The sequence below is a fragment of the Brevundimonas sp. GCM10030266 genome (assembly GCF_042666595.1).
Lineage (GTDB): Bacteria > Pseudomonadota > Alphaproteobacteria > Caulobacterales > Caulobacteraceae > Brevundimonas.
Genome location: NZ_JBHTCY010000002.1, coordinates 365,935 through 380,267, shown reverse-complemented (window position 1 = coordinate 380,267; position 14,333 = coordinate 365,935). Strand labels below are relative to the sequence as shown.

The 14,333-nt window shown below is 69.3% G+C and carries 11 protein-coding genes; 7 read left to right on the top strand and 4 right to left on the bottom strand.

The annotated features are described in order from the left end of the window. Nucleotides 1–26: 26 nt before the first annotated feature. Together ACFQQC_RS08365 and ACFQQC_RS08360 are read right to left on the bottom strand one after the other, a co-directional pair. Nucleotides 27–1,691 (bottom strand): transglycosylase SLT domain-containing protein, encoded by a 1,665-nt coding sequence (locus ACFQQC_RS08365; protein ID WP_376861538.1) that lies wholly within the window; start codon nt 1,689–1,691, stop codon nt 27–29. A gap of 158 nt (nt 1,692–1,849) precedes the next feature. Next, nucleotides 1,850–2,641, bottom strand: a complete 792-nt coding sequence (locus ACFQQC_RS08360) for a uracil-DNA glycosylase (RefSeq protein ID WP_376861536.1) — start codon at nt 2,639–2,641, stop codon at nt 1,850–1,852. Between the two features lie 199 nt (nt 2,642–2,840). Here ACFQQC_RS08360 and ACFQQC_RS08355 point away from each other — a divergent pair, with 199 nt between their 5' ends. The 4 genes from ACFQQC_RS08355 (at nt 2,841) to ACFQQC_RS08340 (ending at nt 8,261) form a co-directional block, all read left to right on the top strand. Beyond that, nucleotides 2,841–4,490, top strand: a complete 1,650-nt coding sequence (locus tag ACFQQC_RS08355; protein WP_376862102.1) for an electron transfer flavoprotein-ubiquinone oxidoreductase — start codon at nt 2,841–2,843, stop codon at nt 4,488–4,490. Between the two features lie 56 nt (nt 4,491–4,546). After that, complete coding sequence (locus ACFQQC_RS08350) at nt 4,547–6,379, top strand: tetratricopeptide repeat protein (protein ID WP_376861534.1); 1,833 nt, start codon at nt 4,547–4,549, stop codon at nt 6,377–6,379. Nucleotides 6,380–6,382: 3 nt separating this feature from the next. Next, complete coding sequence (locus ACFQQC_RS08345; RefSeq protein ID WP_376861532.1) at nt 6,383–7,261, top strand: 4-(cytidine 5'-diphospho)-2-C-methyl-D-erythritol kinase; 879 nt, start codon at nt 6,383–6,385, stop codon at nt 7,259–7,261. 82 nt (nt 7,262–7,343) lie between these two features. Beyond that, nucleotides 7,344–8,261: a hypothetical protein gene (locus tag ACFQQC_RS08340; RefSeq protein ID WP_376861530.1), complete on the top strand. Its 918-nt coding sequence runs from the start codon at nt 7,344–7,346 to the stop codon at nt 8,259–8,261. A 276-nt stretch (nt 8,262–8,537) separates the two neighbouring features. Here ACFQQC_RS08340 and ACFQQC_RS08335 read toward each other — a convergent pair whose 3' ends face one another. Then, on the bottom strand, nt 8,538–9,278 hold the full coding sequence (locus tag ACFQQC_RS08335) for a polysaccharide deacetylase family protein (protein WP_376861528.1): 741 nt from the start codon (nt 9,276–9,278) through the stop codon (nt 8,538–8,540). 109 nt (nt 9,279–9,387) lie between these two features. Here ACFQQC_RS08335 and ACFQQC_RS08330 point away from each other — a divergent pair, with 109 nt between their 5' ends. From ACFQQC_RS08330 to glyS, 3 genes are all read left to right on the top strand, one after another. Continuing rightward, the gene (locus tag ACFQQC_RS08330; protein WP_376861526.1) at nt 9,388–10,275 is read left to right on the top strand and encodes a glycine--tRNA ligase subunit alpha; all 888 of its coding nucleotides are present in this window, start codon (nt 9,388–9,390) and stop codon (nt 10,273–10,275) included. Between the two features lie 107 nt (nt 10,276–10,382). Continuing rightward, nucleotides 10,383–10,832 (top strand): endonuclease domain-containing protein, encoded by a 450-nt coding sequence (locus tag ACFQQC_RS08325; protein WP_376861524.1) that lies wholly within the window; start codon nt 10,383–10,385, stop codon nt 10,830–10,832. Next, on the top strand, nt 10,832–13,042 hold the full coding sequence (gene glyS, locus ACFQQC_RS08320; protein ID WP_376861522.1) for a glycine--tRNA ligase subunit beta: 2,211 nt from the start codon (nt 10,832–10,834) through the stop codon (nt 13,040–13,042). Before ACFQQC_RS08325 ends, glyS begins: the two co-directional genes overlap by 1 nt. Nucleotides 13,043–13,319: 277 nt before the next feature. Here glyS and ACFQQC_RS08315 read toward each other — a convergent pair whose 3' ends face one another. Next, entirely contained in the window at nt 13,320–14,303 is a 984-nt protein-coding gene (locus ACFQQC_RS08315) for a glycerophosphodiester phosphodiesterase family protein (protein WP_376861520.1), read from the bottom strand. Nucleotides 14,304–14,333 lie beyond the last annotated feature (30 nt).

Genomic DNA, 14,333 nt, shown 5'->3' with positions numbered 1-14,333 from the left:
CTGCCGGCCCTCCTGCTGGCCGGGCTTTAACCGCCCGTCGGCTGAACGGCCGCCACTTCAACCGGCTGCGCCGGCAGCGGAGGCGGCGGCACATAGTCCAGGCTCAGCGGAACCAGCGGCGCGCCTGACGCCACGGCGTCCAGCGTGTTCAGCGGCAGGCCGTTCATGCGCTGGTAGACCCAGTAGGCCGCGACCACCTTCTCCACATAGTCGCGAGCCTGCGGCACATCGATGGTCTCGATCAGCAGCAGCGGGTCGGCGTCCGGTCCCAGCTTGCGCACAGCGGCCATCATCGGGCCCGGCCCCGCGTTGTACGAGGCCGCGACCCGCAGCAGGTCGCCGTTGATCTCCGGCATGGCCAGCACGCGGTTCACATAGGCCTGGCCGAGGCGGGCGTTCACCGCCGGGTCGAACAGCCGGTCCGGCGAGCTGACGAAGCCCCGGTCACCGGTCAGCTCCGCCGCCGTCGTCGGCATCACCTGCATCAGGCCATAGGCCCCGGCGCCGGAGCGGGCGCGGGCGTTGAAGCCGGTCTCCTTGCGGGCGATCGCATAGACCAGCGAGCGCTCGATGGTGAAGCCGCCGACCGGCTCGATCACCGGCTGGGCGTAGTTGTTGGCGTCCACGCGCCGCACGTCATTGTCCGAGCCGGTTACGCGCGGTCCCAGCGCGCGTCCCAGCGCGGCCCACAGCTCGCGGCCGCGTTCGGTCGCCGCCGCCCGCATGCCGGTCCGCAGTTCCTGCCGGGCGTCGCTGCGACGACCGATCTCGGTGAAGGCGACGGTGCGGCGGGCGCGGGGCTCGGATCTGACGAACTCTTCCAGTTCATCGGCCGGCACGCCAATGGGCTCGTCCGGCGAATAGGCTGCGCGCTGTAGCGACGCCGCCTGATAGGGGCGCGGCCCCATGTTCTCGATGGCGACATCCTCGCCCAGCTGTCGCAGGGCGATCTGGCCGTAGAAGGTGGCGGGCCAGGCGGCGGCGCGACGCAGCAGCGGCTGCACCCGGTCCTGCTGGCTCGACCGGCCGGCCGAACGCGCGGCCCAGAAGCCCGCGCCGGCGCGCACCCAGCTGTCTTCGGTCGGATCGTTCAGCACGGTCTCGAAGGCGTTGGTCGCGGCGCCGAACTCACCCAGCCGGTACTGGGCCAGCCCCACGGTCCACCAGTCGCCGACCTCCTGTCCCAGGATCACGGCGCCGGCCAGGTCATCGCGGTTCAGGGCGACGCGGGCGGCCTTCAGCGGATCGCCCTCGGTGTTCTGGCCCGCGGCGGATGCGGCGGCCCAGCTGCGGTTCGAGAAGCGCGAGGCCCGGCGCGGCTCGGCGGCCCCGTCCGGACGACGGCGCATGGCCAGACTGTAGACCCGGTCCGCATTGGGCAGGTCCGAATACTCTTCCAGCCAGGCGGCCAATTCCTCGTAGGTGGCGGTGTGACTGCTGTGGAACAGGCGCTCGAACTCGACGGTCCCCAGCAGCACCCGGTCCTGCGCCTGTCGGGCCGAGGCGCGGGCGGCCTCAAGGTCGCCCCGGCGCAGGGCGTCGAAGGCGGTGGTGTAGCTGAGCCGGTCGGCGGGGCTCAATGCGCTGGGCGCGCGGGGATCATCCTCGTCCGCATGGGCCATGCCGCCGAAGGCGGTCAGCGCAAGAACAAGCGTCGGCGCGAGGATCGCGCGGCGGAAAGAAACAGGCACTGAGGCGGCCCCCCTGAGAGCGGACCCCTGACCGTCTCGCGCGGTTCGGCGTCTCGCTGTTCGTTCGGTCGTCAGATCAAAAAGGCGCCACGCCCTCGACCCATGTCAAGTTTTCCGGATTTTTGGGGCCGTTTTGCGTCGCCAAAGTTAACGGCGGATCAGTCCGCGGCGGCGTCCAGCTTGGCCGCAAGCGCCAGCATATCGGCCCAGGCCGCCTTCTTCGCCATCGGGGTGCGCAGCAGGAAGGCGGGGTGGAAGGTCGGCAGGGCCGGCGCCGAGACATTGCCCTCGGCCAGCCGCCATTCTTTCCAGTGGCCGCGCAGCTTCATGATGCCGTCCTCGGTCGACAGCACCGACTTGGCCGCCGCGGCGCCCAGCAACAACACCAGCTTCGGCTTCAGCAGGAAGAAGGCGCGTTCCAGGAAGGGGGCGCAGACCGCCTGTTCCGCCGGACTCGGCGTCCGGTTGCCCGGCGGCCGCCAGAAGACGGTGTTGGTGATGAAGACCCTGTCCGTCAGCCCGGCCTCGGCCAGCATCCGGTCCAGAAGTTGCCCCGCCTTGCCGACGAAGGGTTGGCCGCGCTCGTCTTCCTCGGCGCCGGGGCCTTCGCCGATGATCAGGATCGGCGCCCGCGGATTGCCGCGCGAGAAGACGGCCTGTTTCGCGCCCATGTCCCGCAGCGGGCATCCGGTGAAGGCGGCGATGGCCTCGCCCAGGGCTTCCAGCGTCTCGGCGCCGGCCGCCAGTCGTCGCGCCTCCGCCGCCGCATCGCCGGTGGCGGGCAGGGCGACCACCGAGGCCGTCGCCTTGGCCACCGCCTTCACCGCGGGCGGCGGCGCCACATGGGTGCGGTCGACCGGCGCGTCCTCGAAACAGGCGTCGACGCCCGCATCCCGCCAGAAGGCGAGCAGGCTTTCGGTCGCTGCGGTGTCGAGGGCTTGGGCGTTCATGTCGGTCCGCACAGGGATAGTCCTTGACCGCCCCCGCGTCACCTTCCGATAAGCGAACAAGGGAAGACCATACGAATAACGAGGATAATCGGGCATGGCCGAGGAAGCGATCGAGGGCGGGGCGAAGAACGCCTGGCAGGAAGCCGTGATCGACAAGCTGCCGCCGGCCGAGGCGCTGGCGGGCGTCGAGCGCGAGGTCATGGAATACGATGTCGTCATCGTCGGCGGCGGCCCCGCCGGCCTGTCCGCCGCCATCCGCCTGAAGCAGCGCGCCGAGAAGGACGGCAAGGACATCTCCGTCGCCGTGCTGGAGAAATCGGCCGAGATCGGCGGCCACATCCTGTCCGGCGCCGTCATCGACCCCAAGGCCCTGAACGAGCTCTTCCCCGACTGGAAGGAACGCGGCGCGCCGCTCGAGACGCCCGTCACCAAGGACAAATTCCTGCTGCTCGGGCCGCAGGGCGTCCTGCCGCTCCCGATGTTCGCCTTCCCGCCGCTGATGCACAACGACGGCTGCTACATCGCCTCGCTGGGCAATGTCGCCCGCTGGCTGGGCGAGCAGGCCGAGGCGCTGGGCGTCGAGGTCTATCCGGGCATGGCCGCCAGCCATGTCGTGTGGGATGAGCCCACCGGTCGCGTGAAGGGCGTCGTCGCCGGCGTCTTCGGAATCGACCGCGAGGGCAAGCCCACCGGTGAGTTCCAGCCGGGCATCGAGCTGCACGGCAAATACGTCTTCATCGCCGAAGGCGTGCGCGGCTCGCTGGCCAAGACCATCATGGCCCGCCACAACCTGTGCGACGCCGCCGACCCCCAGAAGTTCGGCATCGGCATCAAGGAGCTGTGGCAGATTCCGGCCGAGAAGCACCAGCCCGGTCTGGTCCAGCACTCGACCGGCTGGCCGCTGGACGAGTTCACCGGCGGCGGCAGCTTCCTGTACCACTTCGGCGATCGCTACGTGACCGTCGGCTATGTGGTTCACCTGAACTACAAGAACCCCTTCATCTCGCCCTTCGATGAGTTCCAGCGCTTCAAGCACCACCCCTCGATCGCCGAGCATCTGGAGGGTGGTACGCGCATCTCCTACGGCGCCCGCGCCATCACCGAGGGCGGCTTCCAGTCGGTGCCGAAGCTGGCCTTCCCGGGCGGCGCCCTGATCGGCTGTTCGGCGGGCTTCGTGAACGTCCCGCGCATCAAGGGCAGCCACAACGCCATGAAGACCGGCATGCTGGCCGCCGACGCCGCCTATGACGCCGTCATGGCCGGTCGCTCGGGCGATGAACTGGTCGAGTACCAGACCGCCTATGAGAACAGCTGGGTCTACAAGGAGTTGAAGCTCGTCCGGAACGCCAAGCCCCTGCTGTCCAAGCTGGGCACCAGCATCGGCGGCGCCGTCGGCCTGTTCGACATGTGGTTCGGCACTCTGTTCGGCGGCTTCTCCCTGTTCGGGACGATGAAGCATACCAAGACCGACGCCGCCTCCACCGAGCTGGCCTCGAAGCACAAGCCGATCGCCTATCCGAAGCCGGACGGGAAGCTGTCGTTCGACAAGCTGTCGTCGGTCTTCATCTCCAACACCAACCACGCCGAGGACCAGCCGGCCCACCTGAAGCTGCTGGATCCGTCGGTGCCGATCCGCGTCAACCTGCCGAAATACGGCGAGCCCGCGCGTCTGTATTGCCCGGCGGGCGTGTACGAGGTGCTGACCCCGGAAGGCGGCGGCGAGCCGCGCTTCCAGATCAACGCCCAGAACTGCGTCCACTGCAAAACCTGCGACATCAAGGATCCGTCGCAGAACATCGTCTGGACCACGCCCGAAGGCGGCGGCGGCCCGAACTATCCGAATATGTGAGCCGGAGGCGGCGACAGGCCTTGTCGCCGCCGCATAAAGCGGGAAGGGTCGCGGCCATGCGCTCTTCCTCGCTTCGCCTGCTCCTGACCGGCTGCGCCCTGCTGGCCCTGGCCTCTCCCGCCTTCGCGCAGGAGGCCCCGATCATCGTTCCGGCCACGCCGATTCCGGCGCCGGAGGATGCGCCGGACCCGCATCCGCCCGCCGTGGTCCCGACCGGTGAGCCGGTCGCCGAGGCCGAGCCCGCCGCGCCGCCCATCCCCGAGGTCTGGGCGCCTGTTCCCGTCGATGCGGAAGGCCGCTCCGCCTATGGCCTCTATCTGGCCGGCCGCATCGCCAGCTTCCGCGGTGACAGCGCCGAGTCCGCGCGTCTCCTCTCCGAGAGCCAGATCCTCGTCCCCGAGCAGCCCAAGCTCTCGAACGAAGCCTTCCTGACCAGCCTGTTCAGCGGCGAGCTCGACACCGTCGTCCGTCTGACCCCCGCCGTGGAAGGTCAGACAGAACTGGGCGAGGCGGGGCGACTGGTCACCATCATCGCCACCCTGCGCGACGGCGACGCCCGGGCCGCCTATGCCGCGATCCGTGAACGCCCGCTGGTCCAGCCCTTCGCCAGCATCGGCCAGTACATCACCCCGTCGCTGGCGGCGGCGACCGGAGACTGGGAGACGGCGCTGCGTCCGGTCACGGTCAACGTCCAGGATCCGGCGGCCCTCATTCTTCATCTCCAGCGCGCGCAGGCGCTCGAAGCCCGCCGTCGCCACGACGAGGCCGAGGCCGAATACAAGGCGCTGATCGCCCTGCCGAACGGGGCGCGCCTGTTCACCATCCGCTATGGCGAATTCCTTGAGCGCCGCGGTCGGCGCGAGGAGGCCCTGGCCCTGTATCAGGGCTCGCTGGCCGGACCGGCGCCCGATCCCGGCGCGCTCGATGGTCTGGCGCGCCTGTCGACCCGCGGCCGTCCGCCCGCCGCGCCGACGCCGAAGGCCAGCGTCGCCGCCGCCCTCGACTTCGCCTCCTTGATCGCCACCGAGCGTCAGGATCACAAGCTCACCGCCCTGCTCCTGCGCCTGTCGGAGAGCCTGCAGCCGTCCGACACCACCACCCTGCGTCTCGGCATGGCGCTGGCCTCCGATCAGCAGGAGGACGCCGCCCGTCAGGCGTTCGAGCGCGTCGGCCAGGGCAATGAGGTCGTTTACGCCGCCGCCCGCTACAATCTCGGCCTCAGCTATCAGCGCGAGGAGCAGGACGAGCCGGCGCTCGCCGCCTTGACCTCCGCCTGGGAGGCCGCACCCGGCCAGACCCGTCTGGGCCTGTCGCTCGCGGGCCAGCTTCTGGCCATGGACCGGAACGAGGAGGCGCTGGCCGTGCTCAACGGTCCGGAGCTCAACACCGCCGACCAGACCGCCGATGTCCGCTTCATGCGCGGCGCGGCGCTGGAAGCCGTGGGCCGCGTCGAGGAGGCCGAGAACGAGCTCTGGACCGCGCTTCAGGCCCATCCGGAAAATCCGATCCTGCTCAACCATCTCGGCTACCTCTGGGTCGACAGCGGCCGCCGCGTGGATCAGGGCGCCGAGATGATCGCCCGCGCCCACGCCGCCGACCCCGAGAACGGCAACATCCAGGACTCCCTCGGCTGGGCCCAGTACCGCCAGGGCCAGTATGAGACCGCCGTGGTCACGCTCGAGGGCGCGGTCGCCAAGGAACCGGCCAACGCCGAGATCAACGACCACCTCGGCGACGCCTACTGGCAGGTCGGGCGTCGTCGCGAGGCGGGCTGGCAGTGGAACCGCGTCCTGACCCTCGACCCTGACGCCGAGCGCCGCGCGGAGATCGAGCAGAAGCTGGTTTCGGGCCTGCCTGAGCCCACGCCGGTCGCCACGGCCCAGCCCTGAACCATGGCTGACGCCCCGGCGCTCGCGTCCGCCCTGGCTCCGGCCAAGGTCAATCTGTTCCTGCACGTCGGCCCGCTGGACGCCGACGGCTACCATCCGCTCGCCAGCCTGGTCGCCTTCGCGGATGCCGGTGACCGGGTTAGCGTCGCCCCGTCGGACCGCCTGTCCCTGACTGTCACCGGCCCCTTCGCCGCCGGACTGGGCGGGGAGGGGGACAACCTCATCCTGCGCGCCGTCCGCGCCCTGGCGGATACGGCGGGCCTGGCCGAGCCGGAGCTGGCCTTCACCCTCGACAAGCGTCTGCCCATCGCCGCCGGTCTCGGTGGCGGTTCCTCGGATGCGGGCGCCGCCCTGAAGCTGGCCCGGGACGGGCTGAACCTGTCGATGGACGATCAGGCGCTCGCCGAAGTGGCCGCACTGATCGGCGCCGACGGCCCCATGTGCCTGCACGCCCGCGCCGCCTGGGCCGAGGGGCGGGGCGACCAGCTGACGTTCGAACCGGCCCTGCCGCCGCTGCCCGCTGTCCTGATCAATCCCGGCGTGCCGTCCCCCACCGGCGCGGTCTATCGCGGCTATGACGCCGGACCGCCCGCGACTGCCGACCGTCCCGCGCCGCCGCGGGACTGGAGCCTGCCGGTCGTCCTCGACTGGCTGGCTGCCTTGCGCAACGACCTCCAGTCGCCCGCGCTGGCCCTCCAGCCCGCCATCGGCGCGGCGCTCCAGGCCGCCGCCGAGCTCCCCGGCGTCCGCCTGTCGCGGATGTCCGGGTCCGGCGCCACGGTCTTCGCCCTGTTCGACACGGATGCGGGCGCGGCCGTCGCCGCCCGGTGGCTCGCACAGCAGCGCCCGGACTGGTGGGTCCAGCCGACGATCCTGTCCTGATCATCAGGCCGGCGCCCGTCTCCGGCCCTTTTCTCGCGCCCGCTTAACCGTCGGCAAACCGCTGCCGGTGCAGGCTGCGGCCATGGAAACGCTCACGCCCGCCCACATCGCCGCGTTCGAGGCTGTTCTGAACCGTGTCCCGGCCGAGGACCGCGCCCGCCTGCACGCGCTCAAGGACTCCGCCGCCGCCGCCGCGCTCGCCTCCGCCCCGCACTGGGACTTCGACCAGCCCGGCCACCGCGCCGAGGAGGCGCTGCAAGCCGCCTTCGGCCCGGCCCTGACCGACGACCACCGCCGCGCGCTCGTGGCCATCTGGGCGCTGGAGATGCCCGCCCGCGTCCCCGCGGCCGACCTGCCGCTGGCCTCGCTTGAGCTCTATCCGCAATGGATCGACCGCCTCGCCGCCTTCCTGACCGAGGGCGCCAATCCCTACGACCGCGACTTCTGGGCCAAGGATGTACGCATCTCGCTGGTCCTCAGCGTGCCCGGCGCCCGCACCCAGATGATCGACCTGTCCTCGCCCATGGGGCCGGGCCAGATCCTGCGCCACGCCCGCGAAGGCTGGGGCTGGTCGGTGATCCCGGCCTACGCCGCCGCCCAGTCGTGGAAGCCCTGGCTGGAGGTGCACACCGAAAGTCGCGAACTGTCGGACTTCAACGAGGCCGGCTGGGACCGCGCCTGGGCCACCGCCGCCGAAATCCTCAAGCGTCGCCCGGAAATGGCGGGCATGCTGGGCTCGTCGTGGTTCTACGATCCGCCGCTGGAGCAGATCAGCCCGCGCCTCGCCTATCTGCGCGTGAACCCGCTGAAACACGGCGCCTTCCTGGTCCATCAGGGGCCGGGCGACATCCACACCCAACGCGCCGCGACCTCGTCGCCCACCCGCAAGGCCCTGATCGAGGAAGGCAAGTACACCGCCCGCTCCTGGATCGTTGCCTGGCCGCGCGCCGCGCTGATCAGATGGGCCGATGCGCGCAAGCAGATGGCGGAAGCCGCCTAAATCCCTTCTCCCCTCGAGGGAGAAGGTGGGCGGCGGAGCCGCTCGGATGAGGGGGCTGTTTGAGGGTGACGGGTAAGAGGCGGGCGTGCGTCTGGCCTACCCCTCATCCGTCACGCTCCGCGTGCCACCTTCTCCCTCAAGGGGAGAAGGAAAACGCATACGTCCAATATTGACGCACCGGCATGCCAGACTGCGTGTCATGGCTCCCGCGCAACTGCACAAAGTGTACAAATTGGACGAAGTGGACTGTGTTTTCGCCGACACGGACCGTCCAATTTACCCGGCGTGCATCGCCCGCCACGCCTCGCCCACCGGTCGGACCTCCAGCCCCGCGCCCTTGGCCAGCCGGATCACACGGTCCAGATCGTCGGGGGTGCAGCCATAGTCGGTCGGGTCGTCAGACACGTCGTGGGCGTAGGCGGTCAGCCAGCCCTTCGACGCCGCCGCCTCGGCCATCAGGCCTTCGAGGTCGTAGTGGGGCAGGCGGCGGCTCTCCAGACCGATGGACTTGATCAGCCCCCGGTCCTCGCGCCCCGCATTGACCCCGTCGCGCACGCCCCGGCCCAGATCGAACCGCCCGCGCACATGCCGCTTGGCGCTCAACGTCGCGTCGCCGAACGGATAGGCGAAGGTGGTCATCTCATACCCGCCAAGCCGCTCGCTCACCCAGGCCGCATTGGCGTCGAGGCTCAGCTTCAGCGCCGCCGCATCCATCCGCAGCACGCTCGTATGTCCATAGGTATGACACCCGACCTCGTGCCCGGCCGCGTGCAGTTCCTGCAGGTGCCGCACCTGGAACTGGTCCCGGTCCATGTTCCGCCCGCCGGCCAGCCCACCGCAGACATAGTAGGTCGCCTTGATCCCGTGCTCCGCCAGGATCGGCCCCGCCTCGGTCCAGGCCGTCGCCGGAATGTCGTCGAAGCTCAGCGAGAACACGCCTCTCGCGGGGGCGATCTGAACCGCCTCCACATCGAGATACCGCGCGGCGCGCCGCCGCATCTGGTCGATCTGCTTCATGGCGCCACGAATACCGGTTCGCGCTTAAGGAACCGTATGGCCTCGCCTTGCCCCGCTACCCCCTTGCCGTTTAGGGTCCGCGGCCTTCTTCCCCGGATGAAATGCTGCCGTGACGACCGAACCGCTCGCCTTCCAGGACCTCATCCTGACGCTCCACAAATACTGGGGCGATCAGGGCTGCGCGATCCTCCAGCCCTATGACATCGAGGTCGGCGCGGGCACCCTGCACCCGGCCACCGTCCTGCGCGCGCTCGGCCCCAAGCCGTGGAAGGCCGCCTACGTCCAGCCCAGCCGCCGTCCGGGCGACGGCCGCTATGGCGAAAACCCCAACCGGCTCCAGCATTATTATCAATATCAGGTCCTTCTGAAGCCGAACCCGGACAATCTGCAGGAGCTCTATCTCGGCTCGCTGCGCGCCATCGGCATCGATCCCAGCCTGCACGACATCCGCTTCGTCGAGGACGACTGGGAGAACCCCACCGTCGGCGCCTGGGGGCTCGGCTGGGAGGTCTGGTGCGACGGCATGGAGGTGACGCAGTTCACCTACTTCCAGGGCGTCGGCGGCATCGAGGTCGACGTCGTCTCGGGCGAGCTGACCTATGGGCTGGAGCGTCTGGCCATGTACGTCCAGGGCGTCGACAACGTCTACGATCTCAAATTCACCAAGGAAGGCGTGACCTACGGCGAGGTCTTCCTCGAGAACGAGCGCCAGCAGTCCGAAGCGAACTTCCACGGCTACGACGTCGACGGCCTGAAGCGCCGGTTTGAGGACATGGTCGCGGAGGTCTCGCGCCTGCTGGCCATGACCGGCCCGCAGGGCCAGCAACTGGTCCTCCCGGCCTACGACCAGGTCCTCAAGGCCTCGCACCTGTTCAACCTGATGGACGCCCGCGGCGCCATCGCCGTCGCCGAACGCCAGAGCTACATCGGCCGTATCCGCGAGCTGTGTAAGGCCTGCGCCACCGCCTATGTCGAGCGCGAAAGGGCTGAGGCGTGATCCTTTCTTCTCCCCTTCCCCTCGAGGGGGAAGGGGCCGGGGGATGGGGTGGCGGCAGTGCGTTTCAGAATGTGGCGCGTGAGGCGTCGTCGAAAGGGAGGGCTTTCATGGTGGATTTCGACCGCTTTGCTGGTCCCGACCGGATCAAGGCCGGAGGAGAGCGAAGGGCTCGTCGCCTTCGCGCTGATCCTACCCATGCTGAAGCGAAGCTGTGTGAGCGCCTGCGTCTTCTGACCATCCGCATTCGCCGACAGGCGCCTATTGGCGGCTATGTCGTGGACTTCGCCTGCCTGCGGGCCAAGCTGGTCATCGAGGTCGATGGGGGCGTGCACGAACGCACCGATGTCGCCCTGCGCGACCTTGAACGCGATACTTGGCTCAAGTCCGAAGGTTTCCGGGTCATCCGCATCCCGAATGCTCGCGTCGAGAATGATCTTGATGCGGTGGTGACCGAGGTCGAAGCCGCCATCCGCGCCTCAGTGCCCAACCTGAAACAGCCTGCCTCCACCCCATCCCAACCCTTCCCCCTCGAGGGGAAGGGCTTTAGCGACTTCTGATGCCCCAACTCCTCCTCGAACTCTTCTCCGAAGAAATCCCGGCCCGCATGCAGCAGGGCGCGGCGCGCGACCTTGAGCGGATGGTCGCCGACCGGCTGAAGGCCGCGGGCCTGACCTATGAAGCCCTGACCACCTATGGCGGGCCGCGTCGCCTGACTCTGGTCATCGACGGCCTGCCGTCGGCCACACCCGACCGTGAGGAAGAGCTGAAAGGCCCGAAGGCGAGCGCCCCGGAACAGGCGCTGGAAGGCTTCCTGCGCAAGACCGGCCTGACCCGCGAGCAACTGGTCGAGCGCGACGGCGTCCTGTTCGCCGTCATCAGCCAGAAGGGCCAGTCTACCGCCGCCCTGATCCCGGCCATGGTCGACCAGATCGTTCGCACCTTCCCCTGGCCCAAGTCGATGCGCTGGGGCACGGGCACGCTGCGCTGGATCCGTCCGCTGAAGCGGATCATCGCCCTCTTCGACGGCGCGGTCGTGCCATTCGAGATCGACGGCATCGAAAGCGGCGACCTGACCGAGGGCCACCGCTTCTTCGGCTCGGGCAAGCCGTTCGCCGTGAAGGACTTCGCCGACTACCGCCAGAAGCTGGAGCGCGAGCATGTCCTGCTGGATGTCGCCGACCGTAAGCTGCGCATACTCGAAGCCGCGAAGAAGGTTTGCGCCGACAAGGGCCTCGCGCTCGTCGATGACGACGGCCTGCTGGACGAGGTCGCCGGTCTGGCCGAATGGCCGACCCCGATCCTGGGCGACATGGACCCGCAGTTCCTCGCCCTGCCGCCCGAGGTGGTGCGCCTGTCGATGAAGGTGCACCAGAAGTATTTCGCCGTCCGCGACCCCGCCAAACACGGCCTCGCCCCGCACTTCGTCGTCGTCGCCAACGTCGAGGCCTCGGACGGCGGCAAGGCCCTGGCCGCTGGCAACAGCCGCGTCCTCTCCGCCCGCCTGAACGACGCCCGCTTCTTCTGGGACGAGGACCAGAAGGTCGGCTTCGAGCCCTGGCTGAAGAAGCTGGAAGGCGTCACCTTCCACGCCAAGCTCGGGACCCTGGCCGAACGCGTTGAGCGCATCGCCGCCCTGGCCCGCGAGATCGCCCCGCTGGTCGGCGCCGACCCGGATCAGGCCGAACAGGCCGCCCGTCTGGCCAAGGCCGATCTCGCCTCGGGCATGGTCGGCGAGTTCCCGGAACTGCAGGGGATCATGGGCGGCTACTACGCCCGCGCCTTCGGCCAGCCGGATGATGTCGCCGACGCCATCCGCGACCACTACAAGCCGCAGGGCCCCTCCGACACGGTGCCGACCGCCCCGCTGACGGTGGCCGTCTCGCTGGCCGACAAGCTCGACACCCTCGTCGGCTTCTTCGCCATCGACGAAAAGCCCACGGGGTCGAAGGACCCGTTCGCGCTCCGTCGCGCGGCGCTTGGCGTGATCCGGCTGGTGCTGGAGAACGGGGTGCGGGCGCCGCTTAGAAGGACGCTAGGCTTGCGCTTTGCGGAAGTCTGGTTGGAAGCGCTGATCAAGGAACTGCGTCAGGGCGATCAGCAGGCGATGCGGTCGGCGGCAGATGCTGGCTGGAATATTGCTGAGTTGGCGGAGGCCAACGAGGAAGCGAAGCAAGAGCGGACTGCGTTGATTGCCCAACGGTCGATGTCGTCGGGAAGCCCTGACCTCGAAGTGGCGGTTCGTCTCCGAAACCTCTTGGACTTCTTCGCCGACCGCCTGACCGTCCTCCTGCGCGACCAAGGCCAACGCCACGACCTCGTGGCCGCCGTCTTCGCGCTCGGCGACGACGACCTCGTCCGCATCGTGCGTCGGGTCGAGGCGCTGGCCGCCTTCCTCGCCACCGACGACGGCGCCAACCTGCTGGCGGGCTACAAGCGCGCGTCCAACATCCTCAAGGCCGAGGAGAAGAAGGGCGAACTGCCGGTCGGCATGGTCGAGACCGGCTTGCCGAACCAGCCGGAGGAGGAGACCACGCTCGCCTTCGCCGCCGCCGCCGCCGCGACCGCCGTCGACGCCGCGCTGGAGACCGAAGACTTCGCCGCCGCCATGACCGCCCTGGCCCGCCTCCGCGCCCCGGTCGACGCCTTCTTCGAGAAGGTCATGGTCAACTCGGAGGTGGCGTCCGAGCGCGACAACCGCCTGAAGCTGCTGGGGCAGGTCCGCACGGTCATGGGCCGCGTCGCCGACTTCGGGCAAATCAACGGCTAGGTTTTCCTTCTCCCCTTGAGGGAGAAGGTGGCTCGCGGAGCGAGACGGATGAGGGGGATGGTCGGGTCGCCCCGGCCGTCATCCGACCTGTCTCAGGCTCACCCCTCATCCGGCCCTGACGGGCCACCTTCTCCCCCAAGGGGAGAAGGGCGATAGGCATACGTCCGTTTTTGACGCATCGGGCTGGCATAATGACCGTGCTCCATTCCGGAGCCGGTCTTTGACACCGTTAGCCTAGTGAGCCTGATGAGACCAATGAGACCTGCTTTTCAGGGTCTCAGCGTCCGGCCAATTCCGGCTGATCCATGAACGCCGCATCCAGCCCGTAGCCGGCGAACCTCGCCAGCCGCTCAGCGATCCGCCCATGCCCCGCCGGAGCATCCCCGATCCGGTCGCCCTCCGGCAGGAAGGCGTTCTCGGCCCGGAAGGTCCAGGCGGCGACCTTCAGTCCCGCCGCATGGGCGTCCATGATCAGCGCGGTCGGCGCCCCCGGCTCCGGCTCGATCATCGCCGTGTCCGCCCCGATCCAGCGGGCATAGCCGGCGATCCGCGCCAGCCCCTCGGGCGTCGCCATTTCGGCATAGGTCAACTCCGGCCGGTCCGCTGGCCCGCTGCCCCGGGCCATCAACTGCAGCAGGGGCGTCTCGATCCGTGCGGCCAGCCGCTCCAGCGGCCCCACCTCGAAGCACTGGACCAGTATCGGGGCGTCGGCGCCGGTCAGCCCATGCCGCTCCAGCACCGCCACGAAGGCGTCCTCCATCGGCAGGCCGATCCCGGCGAAATACAGCGGGTGCTTCAGCTCCGGCGCCACCGCGACCCCGGCCTCCCGCGCGATCTCCAGCACCTGCTCGAAGGTCAGGATCGGCTCCTGACCGTCAAACGCCGTCCCGCGCAGCTCCGGCAGCCGCTCCCGCGCCCGCAGGGTCATCAGCTCGGCCAAGGTGAAGTCCTCGGTGAACCAGCCGGTCACCGCCAGTCCGTCGATGGTCTTCGTGGTTCGGCGGGCCGCGAACTCGGGGTGGGCGGCCACATCGGTCGTGCCACCGATCTCGTTCTCGTGCCTGACGACCAGCACCCCGTCGCGGGTCATCACCAGATCCGGCTCGATGACGTCCGCGCCTTGCCGGATGGCCAGTTCATAGGCCGCGCGCGTGTGCTCGGGCCGTTCGCCCGAGGCGCCGCGGTGGGCGATGATCAGGATGTCAGCCACGGCAGGGCTCGCGGTCAGGAGGAGCAGGGCGGTCAGGATGATCCGGAACATGGCGCAGCGATAGCGCCGCGCCACGACATC